18 protein-coding genes are annotated in these 26,594 nt (G+C 46.6%); 10 read left to right on the forward strand and 8 right to left on the reverse strand.

Annotation, left to right across the window (positions count from 1 at the left end; genetic code table 11):
- From T426_RS22565 to T426_RS0102990, 3 genes are all read left to right on the forward strand, one after another.
- On the forward strand, positions 1–1,161 hold the full coding sequence (locus T426_RS22565) for a C40 family peptidase (RefSeq protein ID WP_025865670.1): 1,161 nt from the start codon (positions 1–3) through the stop codon (positions 1,159–1,161).
- Positions 1,162–1,193: 32 nt separating this feature from the next.
- A complete protein-coding gene (locus tag T426_RS0102985; RefSeq protein WP_025865671.1) occupies positions 1,194–2,348 on the forward strand; it encodes an enolase C-terminal domain-like protein in 1,155 nt (384 codons plus the stop codon).
- A gap of 96 nt (positions 2,349–2,444) precedes the next feature.
- Entirely contained in the window at positions 2,445–3,869 is a 1,425-nt protein-coding gene (locus tag T426_RS0102990) for a transglutaminase-like domain-containing protein (RefSeq protein WP_082229515.1), read from the forward strand.
- A 339-nt stretch (positions 3,870–4,208) separates the two neighbouring features.
- Here the strand turns inward: T426_RS0102990 and T426_RS0102995 are convergent, their stop codons facing one another.
- From T426_RS0102995 to T426_RS24880, 3 genes are all read right to left on the reverse strand, one after another.
- Positions 4,209–6,875, reverse strand: coding sequence for a SusC/RagA family TonB-linked outer membrane protein (locus T426_RS0102995; RefSeq protein WP_027585258.1), 2,667 nt, complete (start codon positions 6,873–6,875; stop codon positions 4,209–4,211).
- 119 nt (positions 6,876–6,994) lie between these two features.
- Positions 6,995–7,804 carry a hypothetical protein gene (locus tag T426_RS0103000; protein WP_025865675.1) on the reverse strand — a complete coding sequence of 270 codons (810 nt, stop codon included), beginning with the start codon at positions 7,802–7,804 and terminating at the stop codon, positions 6,995–6,997.
- A 56-nt stretch (positions 7,805–7,860) separates the two neighbouring features.
- The gene (locus tag T426_RS24880) at positions 7,861–8,931 is read right to left on the reverse strand and encodes an AbiH family protein (protein ID WP_051539150.1); all 1,071 of its coding nucleotides are present in this window, start codon (positions 8,929–8,931) and stop codon (positions 7,861–7,863) included.
- 501 nt (positions 8,932–9,432) lie between these two features.
- Here T426_RS24880 and T426_RS0103010 point away from each other — a divergent pair.
- From T426_RS0103010 to T426_RS0103040, 7 genes are all read left to right on the forward strand, one after another.
- Complete coding sequence (locus T426_RS0103010; RefSeq protein ID WP_025865677.1) at positions 9,433–9,996, forward strand: hypothetical protein; 564 nt, start codon at positions 9,433–9,435, stop codon at positions 9,994–9,996.
- Positions 9,997–11,212: 1,216 nt separating this feature from the next.
- Positions 11,213–11,872: a TetR/AcrR family transcriptional regulator gene (locus T426_RS24890; RefSeq protein ID WP_025865679.1), complete on the forward strand. Its 660-nt coding sequence runs from the start codon at positions 11,213–11,215 to the stop codon at positions 11,870–11,872.
- Between the two features lie 4 nt (positions 11,873–11,876).
- A complete protein-coding gene (locus tag T426_RS0103020; protein ID WP_025865680.1) occupies positions 11,877–12,728 on the forward strand; it encodes an ABC transporter ATP-binding protein in 852 nt (283 codons plus the stop codon).
- Positions 12,725–13,423 (forward strand): fluoroquinolone export ABC transporter permease subunit, encoded by a 699-nt coding sequence (locus T426_RS0103025; RefSeq protein WP_025865681.1) that lies wholly within the window; start codon positions 12,725–12,727, stop codon positions 13,421–13,423. The genes T426_RS0103020 and T426_RS0103025 overlap by 4 nt, the downstream gene beginning before the upstream one ends.
- A 10-nt stretch (positions 13,424–13,433) precedes the next feature.
- The gene (locus tag T426_RS0103030; protein ID WP_027585259.1) at positions 13,434–14,144 is read left to right on the forward strand and encodes an ABC transporter permease; all 711 of its coding nucleotides are present in this window, start codon (positions 13,434–13,436) and stop codon (positions 14,142–14,144) included.
- 272 nt (positions 14,145–14,416) lie between these two features.
- Positions 14,417–16,087, forward strand: a complete 1,671-nt coding sequence (locus tag T426_RS22580; protein WP_025865684.1) for a SulP family inorganic anion transporter — start codon at positions 14,417–14,419, stop codon at positions 16,085–16,087.
- 213 nt (positions 16,088–16,300) lie between these two features.
- Entirely contained in the window at positions 16,301–17,596 is a 1,296-nt protein-coding gene (locus T426_RS0103040) for a hypothetical protein (protein WP_025865685.1), read from the forward strand.
- A 36-nt stretch (positions 17,597–17,632) separates the two neighbouring features.
- Here the strand turns inward: T426_RS0103040 and T426_RS0103045 are convergent, their stop codons facing one another.
- The 5 genes from T426_RS0103045 to mfd form a co-directional block, all read right to left on the reverse strand.
- Positions 17,633–18,358: a FadR/GntR family transcriptional regulator gene (locus T426_RS0103045; RefSeq protein ID WP_027585260.1), complete on the reverse strand. Its 726-nt coding sequence runs from the start codon at positions 18,356–18,358 to the stop codon at positions 17,633–17,635.
- Positions 18,359–18,433: 75 nt separating this feature from the next.
- A complete protein-coding gene (locus T426_RS0103050; RefSeq protein WP_025865686.1) occupies positions 18,434–19,990 on the reverse strand; it encodes a glycoside hydrolase family 10-like protein in 1,557 nt (518 codons plus the stop codon).
- Positions 19,991–20,099: 109 nt separating this feature from the next.
- Positions 20,100–22,088 (reverse strand): glucosamine-6-phosphate deaminase, encoded by a 1,989-nt coding sequence (nagB, locus tag T426_RS0103055; RefSeq protein WP_025865687.1) that lies wholly within the window; start codon positions 22,086–22,088, stop codon positions 20,100–20,102.
- 98 nt (positions 22,089–22,186) lie between these two features.
- Positions 22,187–22,819: a DUF4294 domain-containing protein gene (locus T426_RS22585; RefSeq protein WP_051539151.1), complete on the reverse strand. Its 633-nt coding sequence runs from the start codon at positions 22,817–22,819 to the stop codon at positions 22,187–22,189.
- 79 nt (positions 22,820–22,898) lie between these two features.
- Positions 22,899–26,267 carry a transcription-repair coupling factor gene (gene mfd, locus T426_RS0103065; protein WP_027585263.1) on the reverse strand — a complete coding sequence of 1,123 codons (3,369 nt, stop codon included), beginning with the start codon at positions 26,265–26,267 and terminating at the stop codon, positions 22,899–22,901.
- Between the last annotated feature and the right edge of the window lie 327 nt (positions 26,268–26,594).

Genomic DNA, 26,594 nt, shown 5'->3' on the forward strand with positions numbered 1-26,594 from the left:
ATGATGAATAAAATCTGGTATATCCTTTTATTGGCCTTTCTGGCCGCCTGTTCGTCTCCTGCTGAACAGGGGAATGTGCAAAAAGTAATTTCCTCTGTGCAGGAAAAATACGCGCCCGATCATCGAGAGGCGCTTTTCCGGGTGACTTCCGAAAAGCGAGGGGACGAGGTCATTTTGAAAGGCGAAACAAATTTGCCCGATGCGAAATTCGAATTGATGAATACGCTCGGAGACAACGGAGTGAAAACGGTAGATTCTATTGAGGTGCTTCCGCAGAAACAGTTGGGCGATCGCAATTGGGCGCTGGTCAATCTGTCGGTAGCGAATATCCGCAGTAACCCGCGACACTCAGCCGAGCTGGCTACGCAAGCGTTACTGGGAACACCGGTCAGGGTACTAAAAAAACATGGTGGATGGTATTACATCCAAACACCGGACAACTACCTGGGATGGGTTGACAGCTGGGGCATCTATCGTGAAAACGAAGCAGGGATGAACCAGTGGCGGAATGCCAAACGGGTAATCTTTACCGCCGATTATGGTTTGATTCGTACCCAGCCCGACGAGACCAGCCAGCCGGTTTCGGATGTGGTAATGGGAAATATTCTGGTGCAAACCGGAACAAAAGGAAAATATGCTGAGGTGAGTTTCCCGGACGGACGGAAAGGTTTTCTTCCTCAGGCAGAATTGAGAAATTTCACCGAATGGGAAAACAATGTGAAACCCGATAGGGAAGGAATTTGCAAGCTGGCACACCTGTTTGTCGGACGACCTTACCTGTGGGGGGGAACTTCACCAAAGGCCATGGATTGCAGCGGATTTGTGAAAACCGTCTATTTTAATTTCGGTATCATTCTGGCCCGCGACGCATCGCTAATGGTTAGGCATGGCAAACCAGTTACACTGAAAAATGCAAAGCCGGGAGACCTGCTTTTCTTCGGCTACCACGGGAAAAACGGACCGCGCGTTACTCATACCGGGTTGTATTTGGGTAATATGAATATCGAGCATTCTGCCGGCCGGGTACGGCTTAGCAGTCTCGACAGCACCAAAAGCAATTACTTTACGTATGCTCCCGGCTATATGGTGGGCATGCGCGATGTGATTGATTCGGTGGATACCAACGGGATTGTTTCGGTCAAAAATCATCCCTGGTATTAAATTTTCAAACTAACTAACGTAACAACCTTCATATGCAAACGAACCGACGTAACTTTCTGAAGGCGGGATTGCTGACCGGAGCTGGTGTCGCAGCCGCTCCTATACTGCAGTCGTGTCAGTCATCTGAAAATAGAAACAACATGAAGCCTGGTGATCGATTGGAATTTAGTTTTCAACCATACGAATTGCAACTGAAGCACGTGTTTACGCTGGCTTCTTCGTCGCGGACCACTACCCCGGTGATGCTGACGAAAATCCGGTTTGGTGATTACGAGGGGTATGGCGAAGCATCGATGCCGCCTTACCTGGGCGAATCGCACGAGACTGCTGCCGCTTTTTATCGCAAGCTAAATCTGGCGCAGTTCAACGACCCGATGCGGATGGAGGAGATTATTGATTATGTCGATAATATCGCTCCCGGAAATCACGCGGCCAAATGCTCTATCGATATTGCCTTGCACGATTTGGTGGGTAAAATGCTGGATGAGCCCTGGTATCGCCTGTGGGGATTTTCGAAGGAGAAAGCGCCGTCTACTTCTTTTACCATCGGTATTGATACACCGGAAGTGGTGAAAGAGAAAACCCGGGAAGCTGCCGGTTTTAACATCCTGAAGATAAAACTGGGACGCGGAACGGATCGGGAAATCATCAAAGCCGTACGTTCGGTAACCGATGTGCCGATTTGTGTTGATGTGAATCAAGGGTGGAAAGACAAGCGCGAGGCTCTCGATATGGTTCATTTCCTGAATGAGAACGGCTGTGTGTTTGTCGAACAGCCCATGCCAAAGGACCAGCCCGATGATGTCGCCTGGTTAACCGGAAACAGCCCCTTGCCCATTGTCGCGGACGAAGCGGTGCAGGATTTGGCTGATATGAAAAAGATATACGGCGTGTATTCCGGAGTGAACATCAAGCTGGAGAAATGTGGTGGTTTGCGTCATGCTCACATGATGATGAATACGGCCCGTACGCTCGATATGAAAGTAATGGTTGGCTGTATGACGGCCACTTCGTGTGCGGTCACCGCCGGGGCGCAGCTTTCGCCTTTCGTCGATTGGGCCGATTTGGATGGAAACCTGCTCATTAAAAACGACGTGTTTGAAGGCCTGAAAGTGGAAAAAGGGAAAATCATCCTGCCTGACGCGCCGGGAATTGGCATTCGAAAAATCTCTGATACGGAGATATAGGATTTTTTTTGGGGTTAATTAAAAGGGCGCGGGGTGATCTTGAGCAATTACCTTGCGCCCGTTTTTATATCTTTAAGTGGATTAAACCGAAACGTTATGCAAAAACTTCTTTTCCTGTTGATATGGGTCGTGGTTGCCTGCGCATGCCAGACTCCTAAAAAGCGGATCATCGGAGTGAATGATCTGAAGCAGATGGTTGATGAAGGTCAGTTTAAGAAAGCGGCTACTCAAATTGACTCGTTGGTTCAGTCCGGCTCCCTTACGGGAAAAGATTCGGCAGATGCGGTTTACCTGAAAGATTTGATGCATCGAATTAAATTGGACTTTTCGAAAAACGAAGAGCAGGTCCGCAATGAGCTGAAACGTTACTATCCATCGCTGACGGACAGTCAGATGAACGCATGGGAAGAAACGGGTGCGTTGGAGATGCGTCTCATTAACGGACAAAAGCGTTTCTTCCGGAATGCAGTTCCAAATCTCTTTCGTATCGATTCGACCGAAGCGAAAGTGAAGCTAAAAGTGGATGGCCCCAGCGTGGATGAACTGGATGAGTTTTGTAAGGTATACGACAAAAAAATAGTGGATTCACCCAAGCCACTGACCAAGCATTTTGAGTTTACTTACACCATTACGGTCAAGCCGAATGCGGTCCCCTGCGGGCAGGTGGTACGATGCTGGTTGCCTTTTCCACGTATCTCAGAGCCGAGGCAGGATGACGTGAAGCTGATTTCTACTTCACAAAAGGATTTTCAGTTGGCAGTGAACAAAGACAACCTGCAACGCTCGTTGTACATGGAGCAGTTTGCCCGGCAGGATTCGCCGGTGGTGTTCAGCTACAAGGCTTCGTTTGCGACCCATACGCAATTGGTTTCGCTCAATCCGGCGGAAGCCGAACCGTATGATACCACCAGTGCGCTATACCGGAACTATACGGCTCAGCGACCACCGCAAATTCTTTTCACTGATGATATCCGGAAAATGACTAACCAGATTGTAGGCGACGAAACCAATCCTATTGTGAAAGCAAGAAAGATATTCAACTGGATCGATAGCAACGTTCCGTGGGCAAGTGCCCTCGAATATTCCACGTTCGATAACATTCCCGAATACGTGCTGAAGTATCGCCATGGTGATTGTGGAATGCAGACATTGCTGTTCATGACCATGGTGCGGTATGCCGGCGTTCCGGCAAAGTGGCAGAGCGGCTGGATGCTTCATCCTGGAGAATTGAATCTGCATGACTGGTGCCAGGTGTATTTCAAAGGTATCGGTTGGGTGCCGGTTGACCAGTCATTCGGACGGTTGGACGTGTCAAATGACGCAGTGCGGAATTTCTACTTTGGAGGTTATGACGGTTACCGGATGATTGTGAATGATGGATTCAGTCAGCCATTTACGCCAGCGAAGGAATATCCTCGCAGTGAACCGATCGATTTCCAACGTGGTGAAGTGGAATGGAGTGGCGGCAATTTATACTTCGATCAATGGAACTATCACATGGATATCAAAGAGGTGAAGTAGCGGAAGCGAGAAATGGAGAAAGGGAGATGGAATGAACCATAATGGCATCTCCCACCTGACAATGTCGTGAGACCTGTCAGCGTGCAGAAACGTATCCCTGTCGGTGGTGGCAGACCCCTACAGGGGTTGAACAGAGGTCATTTATTCATCACCTTCGGTAAAAAACCGACTCAGACTGAAGGTCTGAAATCCCACAGCCCGGGGCAACGCCCCGGGTAAAGAAAGATAGTACGGATGGAAGCCTGAAGGGCTTCAACCATTCCATTCTTGCGTCGTACATCCGTTTGATACATCGTGTTTCTAACAATATGCATTCCGGAGGAATTACCCCCCAAAACCCTAATAACTCACCTTCACCGACAACGAAAACGTCCGGGCACGCGGGTACATGTAATTATCCACCCCACCGGCCAGTTCCGGGTCCTGTCCTTTGTATCCGCTAATCACAAACGCATTTTGAACGTTCGCAGCCACATGGAGATTGAACTGACTCCCCGAGACGTGGTCGAACGTTCTTCCCAAACTGATGTAATCCATCCGGAAGAAACCCGCATTCTGCACGTAATAATCGGAATAAGCATAGGGGTTGTCGAAATGCGAATCATTCACCGAGCGGGAAATGTTCCGGAAGAACCCCGGAGCACTGTAAATATTCAGGTAGGCGCTCTCCTCATCCACGTTGTTGTATACGTAGTTCCCCAATTGCAGACGTCCGGAGAAGGATAAATCCCATTCATGGTGTCGCAGTGACGACGAAAGGCCCATCATCACGTTTGGAGCGACGTGCTTGTAGTGGTACCGATTGTCAAGATTTCCCCCGTTGGTCTCATTTCCGTTGGCATCCAGGAAAACTCCTTCTACGGGCTGCCCCTTGCTGTCATACACCTGGCGAAGAACATAGAATGAGTTGGTCGGATACCCAACCGTCTGAACGCGCATATAAGGGTCGGAGTTCGTATACGAAAGCCCGTCGTAACTGCCGAGTAGTGCCCCGGTGGCCTCGTATACCGAAACCTCGCTGTTCAAATCATTAATTTTGTTGTTGTTGAACGAAGCATTGGCGTTGATCTGCCATTGCCATTCATTGTTCGAAATAATGGGAGCGCTGAGGGTCAATTCAATGCCGCTGTTCCTGATTTTCCCGCCGTTGGTCATCACATAATTCCCAAAACTACCACCGGTTGGAGTTATCATCTTGAGGTACAAATCATCGCTGATTTTGGAGTAGAATTCCACAGAGCCCTGAATCCGGCTTTGGGTCAGGGCAAAATCAAATCCTACTTCACTGGAACTGACACGGGCATGCTTAATATCCGGGTCAACAGTATAATTCACGAAGCCGGGAATGGGCCAATGAGCACCCGTCGTGCCAAAACCTGCGGTGAAATCGAGCTTCGAAAAAGTCTGACTGTTTTTCAGGAAGGGTTCTTCTTTTAGGTGGTAACGAAAGGCTCCCAGTATCGATAGATGGTTTCGGTTCTTATCGTTATAAAAGGAAAACCCATCCTGCCGCACCGAAACATTGAATGCATATTTATTGAGGTGGGAATAATTCACCCTCACGTACTTCGAGTGCTGATTATCCTTCATGGAATAATCATATGTTCCAATGGTGTAAGTCGCATCCGCTGTGGTTCTGCTAAAATGGTCGGTGTAGGTGTGACGGTAGGAGGAATAGCCGGCCGTTGCATCCAGCGTGTTAGCCCCTTCCCCGAACGATTTCCGGTAGTTCAGGTACAGATCCGTCTCCTGGTTCTTAAACGTTTCATCGTTAAGTCTGATTTCACCGGCTCCGTAGTTTTGGATGGTCCAGGCTGCTGTCGCGTCGGTCATCGTGTGGTCCTTGTTGTCGGTATGGTCCATTCCGTAATTGAGTACCACATGCATATCGGGCAGGAAATGCAACCGGTAGTCCACTTTGATATTTCCAATGAGCCGGTTTCGCTTGATTTCGTCATTCTTCTGATTCAGCAGCGCCACCGGATTCGAGGGATACACCGACGACAGTTGTGCCGATGGATCTTGCCAGGTATAATAGCCTCCGTACGGACTGCCATCCTTTACGGGACGAGTTGGGTCGAAGGTAACGGCGTTCTTCACGGCATTGGGGTCAGCAACCCGGTTGTTACTGAAAATCCCATGGGCATTCAGGTCAATCGAGAGTTGATGATCGAAGAACTCGGGATTGACAGATAACCCGGCCGTGGTGCGGTCGTACAACGACGTTTTCACAATGCCGTTCTGATGTGTATTGCCCAGCGAAAGGCGGAAAGGCACGGTGTTGCCGTTGCCCGAAACGCTCACATGATGGTCCTGCACGGTAGCCGTCCGGTAAATCTCTTTTTGCCAATCGGTATTAGCTTCTCCGGCCGAAAGCGAAACACCTGGGATGTAATAGTAATTCGAATAGAAGTTGTCGACCAGACCGCGGAACTCATCGCCCGAGAAGACCGGTACTTTTTTAGGCAGCACCGACAAGCCAAACTGACCGCTGTAACTTACTCTCAGCTTATCGCCGCCTCGTTTGGTGGTGATGATGACAGCACCATTGGCGGCCCGTTCTCCATAAATGGCTACGGCTGATGTGCTTTTCAATACCCTGATACCGGCAATGTCGTTGGGATTGATGTCGGGTGGAATGGTTCCCAGCGCCATGCCATCCACCACGACCAACGGAGCACTGTTAGTAAACAGCGACGTTTCGCCCCGGTTAACAATGGTAAAGCCGGTGCCGGGAGCACCGCTGTTCGATGTGATTTGCAATCCGGCTACTTTTCCCAGGATGAGCGCCCAGGGCGACACGACATAACCTTTATTGAAGTCGGCCGAATCCAACGACACCGCCGAACCGGTAACATCACGCTGGCTAAGCAACGTTTGCGATGGTTTGGGTATAACAATAGTCGTATCATTAACGGTCGGGTCGCTTTCCGGTTGTCCGTTCACCGGAAGAAAAGTAAGAAGCTGGAGGCAAATACCCAGTAAGAGAATGGTTTGTTTGTTCATGGGTTTGTTGGTTGGAATTAGGGATAACGATTGGTATTAAGAAATATAGGGCATGTTCAAACTCCCCCCTATTAAGTTCCTGTATAGGTTATTGAGTTTTGCTCTTCTCTAATCATCTTTTAGTGTTTCTTACTTCCTGATTTTTCTATCAAATCACTAATAAAATCAATTGTTTTCTCTGCTTGTTCTTTGGTAAAAGCAACATCTCGATGTGCAGCACTATTTCTCATTCCTCTAATATCTTGAATAAAGGGAATGTCTTTCTCCTCAATAACTTCGAGTTTCATTGCTCCTTCAATTAAATCTTGAAAATGGAATCGGCGTACCCTTAAATCACTTTTGCTAATCATTCTGTATAAATGAACCTCTAAAACCTTAAATGCTTCTAGTATAGATTGTGAAAAATATCCGTCAGTATAGAGTTTTCTGGCTGTATCAAGGTCTTTTATTTCTTCCTCTTCTAATTCCTCAATTGCTTTATCTTTTCTTGCTTTCAATACTCTATGTGAGAAGTAACCTGAGAAGAAACTAGAAATCAATGTAAGTATTATTGAAATTATTACGCTTAATATATTTGAGGTTCCTCGAAGATTTCCAATTGAATTAATCAGATTTTTGCCTAAATAACTCAAGCCTATTATGAATGGGGAAAATAAGATCAGAACAAATATTGTGTAAGCTATCAGTATTACATAATTAAATCCTTTCCAATTACCAAGCCTTGTTTTATTAAGGACGCTTTCGACAGTGTAAAGATAGATTGAGAATAAGAATCCAATCACAATAACGAAAAAGTATTGAGAGAGGTTAAAATCAACAAAACCTAGGTCAATTGTAATGGCTTTTAATTCGTCCTTAAATGCGCTAAAAGAAATTACAATCGTAATAAACCCGATTAAAATCTCATATTTATCTTTTAATTTCTCCATAGTTGCATTGTCTTGCCCTGAAATTGTGATGCAGTATGCTGAATGTTAGTAGGGGCTTATTTTTTTATTTGAGGCATCTCCCTAAGATTGTCAAATGAAACTACTTTGCTTAAGAACTCCACTTTGTTTTTGAAGTGTCTTGATATTTCATACTTCTTTTCCTCAAAATCAGATTGATTATGATAAAATATTTTGATTTTTTTACAGTGGGTATGTTCAAAAATCTGTTTAAATAGAGTCCTATCTGATACTCCGCAAGAATGGCCATAAATGTGTATCTGAAAATCATCCAGATTTATAAAATGAATAAGCTTTGAATATTTATCATTATCCAAGTACTTAAATGATTTTATTTTTTTCAAAGCTTCATTGTTATATTCATCTTCAAGGGTTGTGTATTTCGGTGAAGTATCGTCACCAAACCCAAAGATTGGATTATCATCTAAAGTACCATGAATATGGATAATGTTTCCATTTTGATTATACTTTGTTAGCGTGCTTGTGTAATTAAAGTTTAGAAAGAGATTGCTTTTGGGATGTTCTAATCTTGGTTGTACTTTTTCTCCTTCATAAATACTTTCACTGAATAAATTCTCGTATTCCTCATTTATATCATTTTTCTCAAGGAACTCCCTTTCTTGGTCTTTTAAATATTTTATCAAAATATCTTGAAGATAATCGAGCTCTTCATTTAATTTCTTTATTTCAGCATGTTTATGCGAGTCTAAGTCAATTCTTTCTGCATTACTTTTGTTTGTTTTCTCAATTATATGGAATAGTTCATTAAAATACTCCGTCTCTATATCTGCCCAGTTTAATGTTAAAATCTTTTTAAAGATTGCTTTGAAGAATTTTGATTTAAACACCATAGATGCATCATCTGGACCATTGGAAGTGTTTTTATCAATCTTCTTAAATATTGATAGTGCAGTTTCGTTTGAATAGTTTAAATCATTTTTATCAAAGTAATCAGAAGAGCGTCTGATTGTCAAAAGTTTGTCTTCATAACTGCCGTTCATTAATTTGCTCCAAACTTTGGATAAATAATGTAAAACAAAATGCTTGCAAGAAGTTTCTAGACCATGTGCAAGATCAAATCCATTACCAATAATAATTAATCTATTCATTTTTTCAACTTAAGATATTCGCTCTTATGATTGCGTGTTAACGTACTTGCAACCTATAGCGACCTATTTCTTAATAATTCTTTCAGTGATAAAACGCAAGAAAGCCAGATATGTCTTCATTTCTGCCGGTTTTAAGGTCTCCTAAAATTAATCATTTGTCCCTTCTCATAGTTATCTGTTAGCACATTTCTTCGAAAAGTTATTCACCGCCGTAAGATGGTAAATGGCAGTAAATCCATACGATAGAGCACAAATGCTATCCAAAACCTGCTCATAAACATAAGAAACCTTTCGTATGAATTTTGTAAATTAAGCTATCGTTTTGAAATAGACAGACTCCCAAACATGAGTAGTATTTAATTTTTCGAACATACGGTTTCGGCCCAAACCAAGCAAAAAGCAAGTAGAAATTTTCCCCGGCCAGGCGCATTCGCTCCCTGAACGGGAAAACTATTTTCTACCCATCAATAAATCAATTATTAACTTTTAAAACGTAATGTTATGGCTAAAGTTGGAGATAACATGGTAACCACCGGTCTCAGTGGAAAACTGGGAAATTTACTCGTCTTCCGTAACCGCAACGGAAAAACCTATGTCGCGAAAGCGCCTCGCGAGCGCACCGGCGAACCGTCGGAGGCACAAAAACAGCATCAGGCAAAATTTCAGCAAGCAATAATCTATGGCCGCGGAGCCATTGCCGACCCGGCTACCAAGGCGGCTTACCAGGCCTCGGCCGAAGGTGGACAAACCGCATTCAACGTAGCCGTAGCCGACTTCTTCAATGCACCCCACATCGATGAGGTGGATGTCAGCAACTACACCGGTCAGCCCGGCAGCTTCATCCGCATCCGCGCCGTCGATGATTTCAACATCGCAGAAGTAACCGTTACCATTCAAAATGGCGACAGCAGCGAGGTCGAAAGTGGGGCTGCTCAACCCGAAGATGGTATGATTTGGTGGCGTTATACCGCTACCGCCAACAACGAATCGCTGGAGGGCGATAAAATCATCATCCGGGTATCGGATGTGCCCGGAAACATTACGGAAGAGGAAAAGGGACTTTAATCCAACCATTTCTGAATGATGAAAGGGAGGGCGCGGCTCTCCCTTTTTTATGAGAAATAGGTAGCCATCAAAAAAAGTGGGGACTTTTTCTCAATTTTTTGACACCATCACGTGAGTATAGGAGCAGTATAGGATGAGTATGGGATGAGTATAGGATAAGCAGAGAAGAAAACACCCGAAAACAGCATCCCCATCACACCCTGTCGGTGGTCGTAAACCCCGACAGTGGTTCAGACAAAACGCCCACAACACACTCACAGCTCTGTCGACGCTGTCAGGTTCGGAAGATTGGGCTAAAGCCCTTTAATACTTTGGCATCTATCATCCCATGGCTGAAGCCATGGGCAATTGAATCAAAAAAGATTTTTCCTAACAGAGAATATTGAATTGCCCCCGACTGAAGTCGGGGGAACAAGAATAGCGAACCTTCTTCCGGCTTTAGCCAAATCTTTTAATCATCATTATCCTGAAGAGATGAATTATTCATAACCTATGTTAAAACCGGACTCAGGCCGAAGGTCCGAAATCCCAAAATCGCCGATAGGCGATATGTGTGCGCAGCAACGTCAGGAGGCTCGAAACAAGTTTTTCTACTCATCCCAACCCTTCTCTAACCGTAGAGAAGGGCTCACGGCACTGCGAATTTGCAAGGCATCATTTCCAAAAACAACCTATTTATTCCTACCGGAAAGAAAAAAAATACAAACGTTGATGTGGCCACTAATCCCGGCCCCTCTTTACTTGTAGAGAGGGGCAATTCGGACGTAGTCCGGATGGGGTGAGTAGATAAAAAACGGTCATTGAGTGGTACTCACCCTGACAGGTTTGTCGACGCTGTCAGGTGTAAATCTCAGGCCGAAGGTCTGAAATCCCACAGCCCGGGGCAACGCCCCGGGAAAAGGACGATGAAGCACATGGAAGCCTGAAGGGCTTCAACCAATTGAACTGGATATTGGAAAGAGCGTGCCAGCCCTACAGGCTGGTTGTTCATATCATACGCGTTTGTCTTGGGGCGTTGCCCCAAGTTCTGAAATTGGAGCCCTTCAGGCTCAAAGATTGGGCTTTAGCCAAATCTTTTAATCGCTCATCAATTCCGACTACCATCCTTCCGGGATGATATTTCATGCCTTTAAAACACATCAGGAAAACTTTTCTATACCTATATGACCATGCAGTCATATTTTTATCCTACCTTTATGACCAAGCAGTCACAATTATGCCAAAGAAAACATTTTACAACCTGGATGAAAAGAAGCGGGAGCTGATTACCAACGCTTTCCTGCGGGAGTTTGCCGTGAAGCCGTTCGATGAAGCGTCCATCACGGTCGTGGTAAAACAGCTGGGCATTGCCAAGGGGAGTGTGTACCAGTATTTCGACGACAAACTCGACCTGTTTATGTACCTGGTGGGCGAGTGCTCGTCGGTAAAGATGAAATACGTGGGCTCCATCGAGCGGAAGAACTACCCGGACTTCTGGAATTACTTCCGTGACCTGTTCCGCTACGGTTTCCAGTTCGACAGTGACAACCCGCTGCAGAGTCATTTCCTGTTCAACCTCACGCAGAATCTCAACTCACCATCGGTCAAAAACCTGTACAATACCATGATGGAACAGACGGTAGCCGGTTTTTCGAAGATGGTAGAATATGAGGTAGCGCAAGGCCTCTTCCGGGATGATGTACCGCTCGATGTGATGGGTTTCATGCTGTACAAAGTCGGACTCAGCATTCAGGAGCACCTGGAATTCTCGGGAGTCATCAATCCCAAAGATAGCATCCGGAACAACCAGTCCGTTTATCAGGGCAAAGAAGACATCCTCATGCAAACCGTCGATAACTATATCAAACTAGCTAAACCAGCTTTTGAAAAAACGTGAAAAGATGATACAAGTAGAGAACCTGGAATTTCAGTATCCCGGTAACGATAGCCCGACCCTGAAGGGACTGAACTTCGAAATTGACAAGGGCGAAGTGTTTGGTTTCCTTGGCCCGTCGGGTGCGGGGAAAAGCACCACGCAGAAGGTTTTGTACAAAATTCTGAACGGCTACCGCGGCTCGGTGTGGATAGACGGGAAAGATTTGTCGGGCTGGGACAATACCTATTTCGGAAAAATAGGAGTGGGATTTGAACTACCCAACCACTACCTGAAACTCACCGGGAGGGAAAACATGGACCTCTTTGCTTCGTTTTATCCGGACGGAAGGAAGCAGAAGGTGGAGGAACTGTTTGAGATGGTCGATCTGCAGGAAGCACTTAACAAACGGGTAGAGGCGTACTCCAAAGGAATGAAGATGCGGCTGAATTTCATCCGGGCGATCCAGCACAATCCCGATATTCTGTTCCTCGACGAGCCCACTGCCGGCCTCGATCCGGTGAATGCGCACAAGATCAAGCAGCATATTCTCGATCTGAAAGCGGCGGGCAAAACCATCTTCGTTACGACCCACAACATGAACACAGCTGATGAAATCTGTGACCGGGTATCGTTCATTGTGGATGGTGAACTGAAAACCACCGATTCGCCGCAAAAGCTGAAGAGTCAGTACGGCAAAGAAGCCATCCGGGTGGAACTGAAAGACGGAAGAATGGAAGAATTTCCGCTGGACAAACTCGGTGAAAACACTGCATTTCTGACCTTCATCAAGCAGGCCGAAGTGAAACATATCCAAACGCTGGAAGCTTCGCTGGAGGAGGTGTTTATACAAATAACCGGAAAATCGCTGGTGTCATGAGTGGATTTCTATCACAGCTCAGGTGGCAGTTTACGCTACTACAGAAGAACAGCATTATTAGCATCAGTTTTGCCGTGACGCTGATCTACGGTGTTATTCTCTATTTCTTTAAAGAAGGAGATTATCTCGACAAAGTGCTGGTGGCAATGGTATTGAATGACCCAACGGTGATTGGTTATTTCTTCATCGCGTTAGCGATTTACACCGAAATGAAGCATGGAATATTGCCGGCATTGTTTGTCACGCCGGTCAATCTTCACCAGTTTCTCATCACCAAAACATTGTCGGTATCGATCATTGGGGTGATTTGCTCGCTGGGACTGGCAATGTCTGTCAAAGGTTTCGATTTTGGAATCGCAGCCTATGCGTTGGGCTCGCTGGGCATTTGTCTTATCTCTGCGCTATTGGGCCTGATGATGCTAACGTATGCGAAAGAGTTTCTGAAATTCACCATGATGTCGGTTCCGGTGTTCCTGGCATTCTTCAACCTGCCGCTGTTTCAGTACCTCGGTGGAGTCGATATGGGCTGGGTAAAATACCTGTTCCCCATCCAGGGAAGTGTGGACCTCATTTCGAATGCGGTGAGCGGAACAGAGCTGCACATGGGCTATTCTATTCTTTCCATCGTTGTTGTAGTGCCCGTGTTTTACTTTATAGCTTTCCGGCTATTCTCAAGGAAAATTGTTCACCAATAATGTCTGCGTCATGAAAAAGATACTGAGACTGGCACTCATCGATTTCAAAATCATCTTTCGCGACCCATCGCTCAGGGTTTTCCTGGTGTTGCCAGTTATCCTGTTTGTCCTTATCGTTTGGTTGGTTCCTTATCTGGTGGCGAAGTACGAATTCCTGGTGCCGTATCTGTCGCTCATGCTGGTCGGGGCAGTTATCGAAAACACCCAAATGTATAGCTTCATTAGCAGCATGGTGTTAATTGACGAGAAAGAGACGAATGTTGCCAAAACGTATGGCGTTGTGCCGCTTACCAAACGACAATATATCCTTTCCCGGATGCTGATTCCCTATCTGTTTACGGTTGCTCTGAATGTGATTCTCTTTTGGGTTCAGCCCTTCTTTACTATCGGATGGGGAACTAACCTGATACTCTCCCTGCTCGCCGGGCTGGTCGTTCCGGTTTATGTGTTGGCGATTAATGCCATTGCCGAAAACCGGATGCAGGGCATGGTGTACGTCAAGGCATTTAATCTGTTGGTGCTGGTTCCCATCGTTGCCTTTTTTGTTCCTGATAACTTCAAACACCTCTTTGGGATTTTCCCCACGCACTGGGTTTTCCAGAGCGTCAATAATGCCACGCTTGGTCTTCCGTTTGGCTGGCTGGCAGCTATCGGCTTTTTATTCTTCGGCGTACTATTGTGGTGGGTGTCGAAGTTGTTTATTAGGAAGCATTTTGTGTAAAACGAATTGGATGCAGTCTCGAAAATCGATTGCTGGCTGAACTCCACGCTGCTCAACCTGAAACTTGAAATTACTTTAGTCTCATGTCTGGAGTCTGCCATCTAACGTCTTTTTTTTTCTAACAACATAAACAATCCGAACTACAGAACCCTCGCGGCCTAATCTCCACATGCCCAGAAATCTCTCTCGGAGCGAATTAGTAATATTTTAACCTGGCGGCAGGACAGCGGAGATGGTTTTCAGTTACTTTTGCAGCTTACTTCCAAAATTCGATGCAGAGCATTTTCAAACCCAAATTCTTCACCATCCTGAAAGGTGGTTATTCCCGGCAAACGATTGTGAACGATCTGCTGGCCGGTGTGATTGTCGGTATTGTTGCGCTTCCGCTGGCGATTGCTTTCGCGGTAGCCTCGGGTGTATCGCCCGAGAAAGGCCTCGCAACCGCGGTGGTCGCGGGCTTCCTTATCTCGTTCTTTGGGGGAAGCCGGGTGCAGATTGGTGGGCCTACCGGCGCGTTTATCGTTGTCGTAGCGGGTATTGTCGGAACCTATGGCATCGAAGGTCTGGCTATCTCGACCATGATGGCCGGTGTGATTCTTATTTTGTTTGGGTTATTCCGGTTGGGAGCCGTGCTGAAATTTATTCCACGACCGCTAACGGTTGGCTTTACTTCCGGTATTGCGCTGGTCATTTTCACCACACAGGTGAAAGACGCGCTTGGATTGCATCCCGAACATTTGCCTTCGGGCTTTCTCCCCAAATGGGAAGCCTATTTTTCTTCGCTTGATCAAGTGAATCTGGTAGCAGTTATCATCACGGTAGTGACTATTCTGATTACCATATACGGAGGCCGTGTGTTCAAGCGTATTCCCGGCTCTTTTCTGGCTATTCTGGTCATTACGCCAGTGGTGGCATTGTTCCATCTCCCGGTTCATACCATCGAAAGTGTGTTTGGCGAAATACAGGGAACCATCTCGGTTCATTTCCCGCATTTGGACTGGACTAATCTGCAGCATTACATACAACCGGCATTGACTATTGCGATGCTGGGTGCCATTGAATCGCTGCTGTCGGCGGTGGTGGCCGATGGGATGATTGGCGGTCATCACCGTTCGAACACCGAGCTGATAGCGCAGGGGATTGCCAACCTGGCGTCGCCGCTGTTTGGTGGTATACCGGCTACCGGAGCCATTGCCCGTACAGCTACAAACGTCAAGAACGGCGGACGAACGCCGTTGGCGGGAATGATTCATGCGGTAACCTTGCTGCTCATCATGCTTTTCTTCGGAAAGTGGGCCAAACTTATCCCTATGTCGGTGCTCGCGGGTATTCTGATGGTGGTGGCTTACAACATGAGCGAATGGCGCTCGTTCCGTTCGGTACTCAAAGGTTCGAAATACGATATGCTGGTGCTGCTGACGGTTTTTTTCCTCACCGTACTCGTCGATCTGACGATAGCCATCGAGGTGGGCATTGTGCTTTCGGCGTTGCTCTTCATGCAGCGGATGGGCAAATTGTCGTCAGTAGAACCGATGGAGCAGGATACCGATGTGATTGAAAATTATTCGGCATTGCCCCGGGGCGTGGATGTATATGAAATCAGCGGTCCGTTTTTCTTCGCGGCAGCGCAGGAATACCGCGATACCCTTCGCAACATTAGCTACAAATCGAATGTGTTGATTCTGCGAATGCGGCATGTGCCGTTCATCGATTCGACGGGTATTCACAACTTCATCGAGATGCTGACGGAGATGGAAAAGCGCGGCATCCGGATTATTCTTTCGGGGGTACAGCCCGAAGTGCGGAAAGAGCTTCAGCAATATGGTATCGATAAGATGTTAGGAACGGAATATATCTGCGACAGCTTTGCCAATGCATTGGAGCAGGCCGGTCTGCATATCGCTTTCACGGAGATGCCCCATGTCCGCCAGGTAATGAAGTAGAACCGGCCGAAAAAAGACTTCGCAGAGGTTGGGCTGCGCTCTTTCCCCTTTTATTCTTCAAGCATTTCAGGGACGATGTGTCAAACATATTGTTTATCAGACAAAGAGAGATACATTTTCGGTATGATTCTCTTTGTAAATGTCTTTTAAATAATAAACGTTTTCTATAGATTTGTTCGAATTTTCCGCCATCCACCTATTTTTGAGCTAACTATGAGAAAAGGGCATACTTCGATTACAACGTATTTCGCTGTAGTTATTTTTTTGTTTTTACCATTTCAACACGTTTTCGGAAAAGAACTTCCCGGTAAGGGACGAAAGGATGGTCCGGTGCGTTTGTACCTGGAGGGAAACATCGTGGATTTTAATTACATCCGGCGGAATATCTCATTTGTCGATTTTGTAAACGACCCTGATGTGGCCGACGTGCATGTGATTGTGAAGAAACGGACGACCGGAAGCGGCGGCGCGAACTATTCCATGGCGTTCTACAGCGTCATGTTCGACCAGATTGGCGATTTTACCCTGAACTGCAATACTTATCCTTCGCAGACCTGGAACGAGGTGCGCGATGATTTTCTTCGTACCCTGAAAATGGGGGTCATGCCATTTGTGAACGAAGCTACCGGTGCCGAATCGGTGAATATCAAAGGAAATAAAAGGGACACCACTTTTGCGGAGAAGAAGCCGATGATTGATCCATGGCATAACTGGGTTTTTCGTATTCAGGGAAATGGCAGCCTGAGATTGGAAGAGCGGAAAAATAATTTCGATTACTCTTTCTCCGGCCGTGCCGATAAAGTGACGGAATACTGGAGGGTACGAAATAATCTCAATTATAGTAGTCATGTCCGGGAGTACAAAAGGACGGTAGAAACTGACACGTCGACCTACGACGAAACTGTGCGGACCGAAAATATTTATAAAGGATTTTCATCGAGTGTTGTGAAGAGTCTGTCGGACCGCTGGTCGTTTGGAGGATTTTTCAACCTTTATTCGAGTACCTACCGGAACATCAAATATTCATATAGTCTGAAACCGGCTATTGAGTATAACTTTTTTCCGTGGGACGAAGCCGATAAACGTACATTTACCATTGCGTACTATGCCGGTGGCGAAACGGTTGGATATTTCGAGAAAACCATTTTCGATAAGACTCAGGAGTGGCTATGGGCGCACACGCTGGCAGTCGATTTCGAAACAGTGCAGCCCTGGGGCGGTATCGAAGCACGGGTTCGCGGAAATCAGTACCTGGAAATGCCTGAAAAGTATAGTCTACAGCTTAATACCGGGATTAATTTCCGGGTGGCTAAAGGCCTTTCGGTGAATTTCGGTTTTAGTGCAGAGAGTATTCACAACCAGTTGTATCTGCCTTTGGGCGATATTTCGGACGAGGATTTGCTGCTGAACACGCGAAAACTACCCACCTCGTTTGAGATTTCGAGCGGTATCGGGTTGCGTTACCAGTTTGGTTCTATCTTTAACAGCGTTGTTAATACCCGGCTGTAGTAGTGCCGGGTAATCGGTCGGTCAACAAAATCGGTATTATTCTCCCTTATTCAGGAATTTTTCGTACACCTCCATGTTGCGGTTGATGTGCGCCTGCATACGTTCCGAGGCACGCTCACCGTCTTGCTCCCTAATGGCATTTACAATTTCCTTGTGGAATCCCAGGGTAATTTCCTTTTCCCCTTCTATGCTACCATAAATCAGGTTACGCATACGCGGAAGAAGGTTGTGAATCGGTTCCATGGTGACGATGACGATGGGATTTCCGGTAGCACGGGCCAGTAAAATGTGAAACCTGTTATCGATATCCGACTCCAGTTGCGTATTGTCCGGATCGCATTTATCGAACTCCAGCAGGTTCTTTTCCATCTGTTTGAGATCTTCCTCCGTACGGTTCTGGGCAGCCATTTGGGTAATCTGCGGTTCAAACGCCTTTCTTAGTTCAATGATCTGTTTTATCAGGTTATTATCAAACTTCAGATCATAGTATAAGTTTAACGACTGAATAGCATCCTGCATGCCCAGCTTAGTTACGTACATACCGCTACCTTTCCGGATTTCGAGGAGTCCACGGGCGCTCAATCGTCTTAACGCTTCGCGCAGTGCTGTCCGGCTAACGGCAAACATTTCGCATAATTCGCGCTCGGATGGGAGACGGGAACCTACTTCCAGTTTCTTATCCCGGATAGCCTTCTCAATATTGCGCTCAATTTTTTGACTGAGGGTCTGAGTGGTTCCAATCTTTTTAAAAATCTCGTCCATGGTTCGGTTTTAGTGAGGTTACAAAGTTACTCAAAATATAACATACATATGACCAGTTACTATATGCAGCAATATTTATTGCATTAATTTAAATTCAGTCCCATTTATCTGTATGAGTGGTGAAAGGGCACTTTCATTGTTCAGTCTGTCGATGGTTGATACGCGGAAACACTCGTCAGCCAGCTTGTTACGCATGGATGGGGGGATAAACAACTGGCGCTTATCCGTTACCTTGAAAACATCGGTCATCTGATTGTTCCCATCCGCATCTTTTTTTACACGATATATGACATATTGAACACGGTCGTCATTATAATTGGCCGGAAGTTTCCATTTGAGCCAGGTGCCGTTAATGGTCGATTCGAGCCTGAAATTCCCCGGAACCGGCGGAGGAATGCTATCAAGCCAGTTCATTTTCGGGATAATGGCCGGTTCTTCTTTTAGCTCCTGCCGTAACCGGTTGACTTGCTCTTTGGTGAGATCGAGCAGGTGCGACGCACTGAAAAAGGCAAAACCGCGGGCATTGTTCATCTGCCTTCCAATATCGATTTGTTTCTCAATTTCAGTTGGGTCTTTCCAGCCGGGAGCCGAACTGGTTGCTTTGTAAAGCGCTTGTCCAAAATAGAGATGACGCGTGTCGACGTTCTTATTCCACCAGCGGGCCAGTGTATCGAAATCACCGTAAGCATTCCCGCGCTCCCAGTATAGTTGCGGAATGAGATAATCGACCCAGCCATTTTTTATCCAGGTACGGGCATCGGCATATAAATCATCGTAAGAGGAAAGTCCACGTTTGCCGGCAGAACCTTTCGGATCAAGCGACAGGTTCCGCCATACCCCAAAAGGGCTGACTCCTAGTTTTACCCAGCTTTTTTCTGCTTTGATTCGCTTGTTTAACTCGCTGATGAAAAGGTTGACGTTGTTCCGGCGCCACTCTTTCATTTTGTCCGGATAATCGTCTCCTCCGTATTTTTTAAACGTTGCCTCATCGGGAAAGGCCATTGTCTTTACCGGGTAAGGGTAGAAATAATCATCGAGATGAACGGCGTCGATATCATACCTTCTTACCACATCCATGATGACATTGATAACATATTCCCGGACTTCCGGAATACCGGGATCGAGATAGCTTTTCCCGTTATAATCAACTATCCAGTTGCTGTTCTTCCGCAACGGATGATTCGGCGCAAGCTGATCGTAGCTGTGGTTTCGTACCCTGAATGGATTAAACCAGGCGTGAAACTCGAGTCCGCGCTGGTGACAAAGGTTGATGGCAAATCGCAACGGATCGTAGTAAGGCGTGGGGGCTTTGCCTTGCTCTCCAGTCAGATAATACGACCATGGCTCAGTGGATGAAGGATAGATAGCGTCGGCAGCCGGCCTGACCTGGAGGATTACCGCATTTAAGCCGGTATTCTCGATTCGGTCGATCAGATTAATGAGTTCTTTTTGTTGTTGGTCTGCAGGCAGACCTGGTTTAGATGGCCAGTCAGTGTTGTTTACCGTCGCAATCCAAATCCCTCTGAATTCCTCTTTCACCAATGGTTTTGCCATTCGGGGATTCCGGCCTGCTGCCTGAAAAGCAATGACCAGAACCAGCAGAATTGTGGGAAAAGCTTGCCGGGGTTTCATGGTTCTATTTGATAATCATAATTTAAACAAATGTAACGAATTATGAAGGTACAAAAAAAGCCTTCCCCGAAAGGAAGGCTGAAACTTATCAACGGTTCGTTGAAATCTCTCACGGATAGTACTTAACAAAGGCTTCCATGGCTTCGTATTCGGCCATGCCTAACTCGTCGTAAAGCCTTGCGGTTGCTCTGTTTCGCTGTTCGGCGCGCTGCCAGAACTCGCGTTCGTCTTCACCCATAAACATGGCGCCCTCTTTTTGTGACTGGTGACGCAAAATCGCGTCGCGTTTTCTTGCCAACTCGATAGGACTAATTGGAACAGCCATTTCAATTTCGTCAGCTTCCCATTCGGCCCAGGCACCACGATAGAGCCAAAGCCAGCAATCTTTCATCCACTCTTTCTCTTCCCGCATGTGCTCAAGTGCTATAAATATGGTATCGAGGCAAACGCGGTGAGTTCCGTGCGGATCGGATAAATCGCCGGCAGCAAAAATCTGATGAGGTTTTACCTCATCAAGCAGGTTCATGACGATTTTAACATCTTCTTCGCCAATCGGATTTTTCTGTCGTCTTCCACTTTCGTAGAAAGGAAGATCGAGAAAATGAATGTGCGAATCAGGAATGCCGAAATAACGCAAAGCGGAACGGGCTTCCATCCGGCGAATTAAACCCTTGGCCTTTCTTACGTCCGGAATATCGACTTCGTCGTCTTTCTTATTCTTAAGAAATGAAAGAACTTTTTCATTCTGTTCTTTGGCTTTCTTATTTCCCGAATCGTAAAAGTCAGCGTATTCGTGATGGAAATCGAGGTAACGCGAAATGTACTCATCGGCTACCGCGAAATTACCGGAAACCTGGTAGGCGACATGCACATCGTGTCCCTGTTCCACCAGTCGCAATAGTGTTCCCCCCATCGAGATAACATCGTCATCGGGGTGCGGACTGAAAATGACGATACGTTTCTTCGCCGGTTCAGCTCTTTCCGGACGGTTCGAGTCATCGACCTCCGGTTTACCACCGGGCCATCCGGTAATGGTATGCTGTAAATCGTTAAATACTTTGATGTTGATTCGGTAAGCTGATCCAACGGTAGCGAGCAGATCGCTCAAACCATAATCGTTGTAGTCTTTACCCGTCAGTTTCAGAAGGGGTTTCTTGGCTTGTTTGCAAAGCCAAACCACCGCCTTACGTACCAGCCGATCGTCGTTCCAGTCCATGTTATCGACCAGCCAGGGCGTGCGTACCCTGACGAGTTGCGAACTGGCTCCACTGTCGAGCACGACCTTAACATTGTGGTGTTCCTGAATAAAAGAGGCCGGTACTTCGCTATCCGGATCTTCTTCTACTGTTTTTTGAATCACCCGTGCTTTGGATTCGCCCAATGCCACCAGGATAATTTTTCGCGATTCCAGAATGGTATCGACTCCCATCGTAATGGCACGTCGGGGAACGTTAATGAATCCCTGGAATTCTGTCGCTTCCTCCTGTCGGGTTACCGGGTCAAGCGTGATAATCCGGGTACGGGTATTTCGTCCGGAACCGGGTTCGTTGAAACCAATGTGACCGGTGCGGCCAATACCCAGCAGCATCAAATCGATGCCACCAGCTTCTTTGATCAATCTCTCGTATTCACGACAGTAATCATGCACGGAGTCGAACATGATGGTACCATCCGGAATGTGAATGTTCTCTTCCGGGATGTCCACATGATCGTACAGGTGCCGATGCATGTAGTTGTTGTAACTGTGAATGGAATGTGGTGACATGGGGTAGTACTCATCAATGTTGAAGGTGACAACATTGTTGAAGCTCAATCCCTCTTCTTTGTGCTTACGAACCAGTTCGGCATAGATCCCCAGCTGTGTTGAACCGGTGGGTAATCCCAGTACACATTTTTCCCCTTTTTTTTGTTTCTTTTTAATGGAGTCGGCAATCTCATCGGCGACCGCCTGCGAAACATCTTTTCCCTCGGGATAAATGTAGGAGGGAATTTTTTCATATTTCGTGAGCATGTCCCTGTGGGTCAAATTGGTTGGGGCATACTCGCCAAATCCGTAAAAAACCGGATTGTCGCTCTGCAACTTTTTACTTAAGTCCATGATAGGCTTTCTGGTTTATTTTGAATTAGTAAAAATAAGCGAATCCGGACGTAAAAAAAAACTTCTTTAAAAGTTTTAATAAGTGATTTTATTCCCTGTTAATGAAACTCTCCGGCCTCGTACCGACGAATGATATGGTCCAACATGGCATCTTCTTCCGGGTCAAATTCCGATTTTAAACTGGAGCCGGTGAGAAAGGCCAGTGAATTCCATAAAAAGGCTTGTCCGCCCCCCCGGTATTCCTTCAGCAGATCGTATGCGGTTTCGCCGGTTTCCCGGTCGATAAGTTTGAGCAAGAGCCTGCCCTGGCGTATATTCAATGTTTTCAGGGTATCCATGTAGGTTTCCTTGATGTAATGCTGGTACCATTTCAGGTATTTCTTTCGGCGGCCGGGGGAAGTATAAACCTTGTCCATCTCTTTTTTCACCCGGTTCAGTTCTTTACTGACAATCATGGCCAGCGGGTACGTCTTCTTCACATCTTCCACCAGTTCATCATATTTTTTTTCCTGATGATGGTTCTTGAATTTAAAAGGAGGAATGATGTCAATCGATTTGAGATTGACGTGGAGAAGACTATCGTTGGCCATATCATTCTGAGTCAGGACAGTATCGATGGAAGCCGAGTAGCTTGTGGCTAAACTATCCTGCGCTGATACAGTGGCTGACAAGCCAACGCTCAGAATCAAACAAATTACTGAGGTCAATATCAATTGGTGTATGCGTTGCATCGTGGTCTTTTTCTTTGAGGGACAAAGTTAATGGAATCTCGTTGAAGTATAACGCTAATGGCTTAATTAACAATTTTTGTCAATTAGAAGCTACTACATTTTCCGGTCTGACATTCTCCGCGATTTCACTCAACAAGGTAACGGCATGTTGGATGGAAGTTACTTCGCTGAAGATAATGCTGAGCTTTCCTTTGGCTTCTTTAATTCTGGACTTGCCCGGATTGAGCTGCAGCCATTTCAACATGTTCCCGAAAAGGGAAGTCTGGTAGAACGGCGATTGCTGGTCAGCGGGGAGATAGCAAATCATCTTTTTGTTCTTCAGGATGATCTTCTCGATGTTCAGCTCAATGGCGGTCCAGCGGAGGCGAACAACTTCCAGTAATTCAATCGTCGAGTCGGGTAATTTCCCAAAGCGATCGATGAGTTGTGCGCGGAATTGTTCCAATGCGTCGTTATCTTCTATGTTATCGAGTTCGCGGTAGAGCAACATCCGTTCCGAAATACTGGAAATGTAGCTTTCGGGGAAGAGCAATTCCAAATCGGTATCTACCTGGCAGTCGTTCACAAAGCGAAGGTTGAGGAATGCTTCATTGGCTTCGCGCGATTCTTCTTCCTTGTACAACTGCTGGAATTCCTCGTGCTTGAGTTCCTGAATGGCTTCGTTGAGGATGCGGTGATACGTTTCGAAACCGATATCGGCAATGAAACCACTTTGCTCAGCTCCCAGTAGGTTCCCGGCTCCCCGGATATCCAAATCCTGCATGGCAATACTAAAACCGCTTCCTAAATCGGAGAATTCTTCGATGGCTTGCAGCCTGCGCCGTGCTTCGGGAGTCATGCTGGTCATTGGCGGAGCCAGCAGATAGCAGAATGCTTTTTTGTTGGAACGGCCCACGCGGCCGCGCAACTGGTGCAGTTCGCTCAAACCAAAGTTGTGTGCCTGGTTGATAATGATGGTATTGGCGTTGGGAATGTCGAGACCCGATTCGATGATGGTGGTAGCGATGAGCACATCGAATTCTCCGTCAATAAAATCGAGCATCACTTTCTCCAACTGTGCACCTTCCATCTGGCCGTGGCCTACCACGGTGCGTACGCCCGGAACAATCCGTTTGATCATCGCTTCGACCTCGTAAATATTCTGGACCCGGTTGTTGATAAAGAACACCTGGCCGCCACGTTCCACTTCATAAGTAATGGCTTCGCGGATAATGTCTTCATTAAAACCGTGCACCTCCGTATTGATGGGGAACCGGTTGGGTGGCGGCGTATTGATGATGGACAAATCGCGCGCTCCCATCAGTGAAAACTGCAGTGTTCGCGGAATTGGTGTAGCCGTAAGTGTCAACGTGTCCACATTCACCTTCAGGTGTTTCAGTTTTTCCTTAACGGAAACTCCGAATTTTTGCTCCTCATCGATAATCAGCAGCCCGAGGTCCTTGAACTTGACATCTTTTCCCACCAAACGGTGTGTTCCGATGACAATATCGATTTTTCCTTCGGTTACTTCTTTCAGGATTTGTCGCACTTCGGCTGGCTTGCGCAACCGGCTGATGTATTCGATGCGGCAGGGGAAATCGCTTAACCTTTCGTTGAAGGTTTTGAAGTGCTGAAAGGCAAGAATTGTTGTAGGTACCAGTATGGCGACCTGTTTGCTGTCGGTCACGGCTTTGAAAGCGGCCCGGATAGCCACTTCCGTTTTTCCAAATCCTACATCACCGCAAACGAGCCGGTCCATCGGCATCGATTTTTCCATGTCTTCCTTGGTGGCAATGGTGGCTTTCAGCTGGTCGGGTGTGTCTTCGTAAATAAAACTGGCTTCCAGCTCTTGCTGCAAATAGGAGTCACGGGCAAAAGCAAAACCGTCTTCCGCTTTGCGGTGGGCATATAAACCAATCAGTTCGCGGGCAATATCCTTGACCTTTTTCTTGGTTTTGTTTTTCAGGTTCTGCCAGGCAGCGGTTCCTAATTTGTTGATTTTGGGCTCGGTGCCGTCTTTCCCTTTGTATTTCGAAATGCGGTGCAGCGAATGAATACTCACCAACAGCGAGTCGTTGTCACGGTAGATTAACCGGATGGCTTCCTGCATTTTGCCGTCCTCCTCGGTTCTCACCAAACCGGCAAATTTCCCGATGCCGTGATCGACGTGCACCACGTAATCGCCCGGATGCAGCTTGGCCAGTTCCTTGAGCGTAATGGCTTGTCGCGCCGATTTCTTCGAGCGCAGTCTGAAGCGGTGATAGCGTTCAAAAATCTGGTGGTCGGTGTAGCAACAGAGTTTCAGGTCGTGGTCGATGAAACCTTCTTTTAGTGCAAACGGAAGGCTGTCGAACTCCTGCGGATCGCCTTTGTCCTCAAAAATGGCGTGAAGGCGTTCCACTTGTTTTTCGCTCGACGACAGAATGATATTCAGGTGCCCGAGCTGGGAATTTTCACGAAGATTGTCGCCCAGTAGGTTGAAATTCTTATTGAAAACCGGTTGTTGTTTGGTGTGGAACGGAATTTCCTGCGACTTGAAATGCGCTTTCGGCCCGATTTCGATACAGGTTAATGCTTCGGCCCGTTCCAGCAGCGTGTTTCCACTAATGATCAAATCCTCTACCGGGAAATCGGTTTCCAGGTTTTTCTCCCGGGCACTTCTGTACAGTTCGGTCATCCGTTCGGCGCTGAAGCGCAAATCATCGGTGACCAGCAATGTGTCGTCCTTCAGGAATTCGAAAAACGAAATCCGTTCTTCTTCCTGCAATCCTTCCTGTATGTTCGGGATGATAGAGATTTTATTCAGGGCATCCTTCGAAATCTGATTCTCAATGTCGAAAGTGCGGATCGTTTCTACTTCGTCGCCGAAGAAATCGATACGGTAGGGATCTTCGTGGGCGAAAGAGAAAATGTCGATGATGGAACCGCGGATGGAGTACTGTCCTGGCTCGTACACAAAATCGACCCGCTCGAAACCGTATTCAAACAGCACTTCGTTGACAAACGAGATGGAAAGCTTTTCACCCACACGGACGGTCAGGGTGTTTTTCTCCAACCCTTTTCCGGAGATAACCTTCTCCATCACCGCTTCCGGGTACGAAACCACGATGAACCGTTCTTCGGCTTCCACCAGGTGATTCAGCACATCGGTACGCAGGATGATGTTCTCGCTCTCGATTTTTTCGTATTGAACGCTGCGTTTGTAAGACGACGGGAAGAAGAGCACATGTTCTTCCAGCCCAAGCGTTTGCAAATCGTCGTAAAAATAGGCTGCCTCTTCCCGGTCGCTTAGGAGCAAGAGGGCGCCAAACGGTTTCTTTTGGAAGAGGGCTGCCAGCACGACGGACGGCGAGGAACCGGTCAGTCCTTTGGCATGTAATTTCTGTCCCTGACTGTTCCCGATTTCCCCGGCAAGGGAATGAACCGCCGGATGCTGTGTATAAAAATCAATTAACTGTTCGCGTTTCAATACGATGCTCTTTCGTTATTTACGGTGCAAAAATATAAAAAAGAACACCGGAAGCAGAATGACCGTTCAAAGCCTTAACAATCTTTTATTTTGGGTTAGAGTAAAAGCTGAGGCAGAAAGACGGAGTGCGGGTGAAAATAAAATTAATGTTGCATGGTTTTCATTGGTTATCGTTTCTATTGTTACTCTTGTTTCTGTAGTTGTGCTCCAATCAACGGCACCGCCATTGCGGTCGAAACGGCATTTGTTTTTCAATTTATACCGTCTCACGACCGCCTTGTGCGCACGCATTCGATCCCCGCTATTAAGATGATACCCCTACGGGGC

Origin of the sequence: Prolixibacter bellariivorans ATCC BAA-1284, from assembly GCF_000621705.1 — a bacterium.
Lineage (GTDB): Bacteria > Bacteroidota > Bacteroidia > Bacteroidales > Prolixibacteraceae > Prolixibacter > Prolixibacter bellariivorans.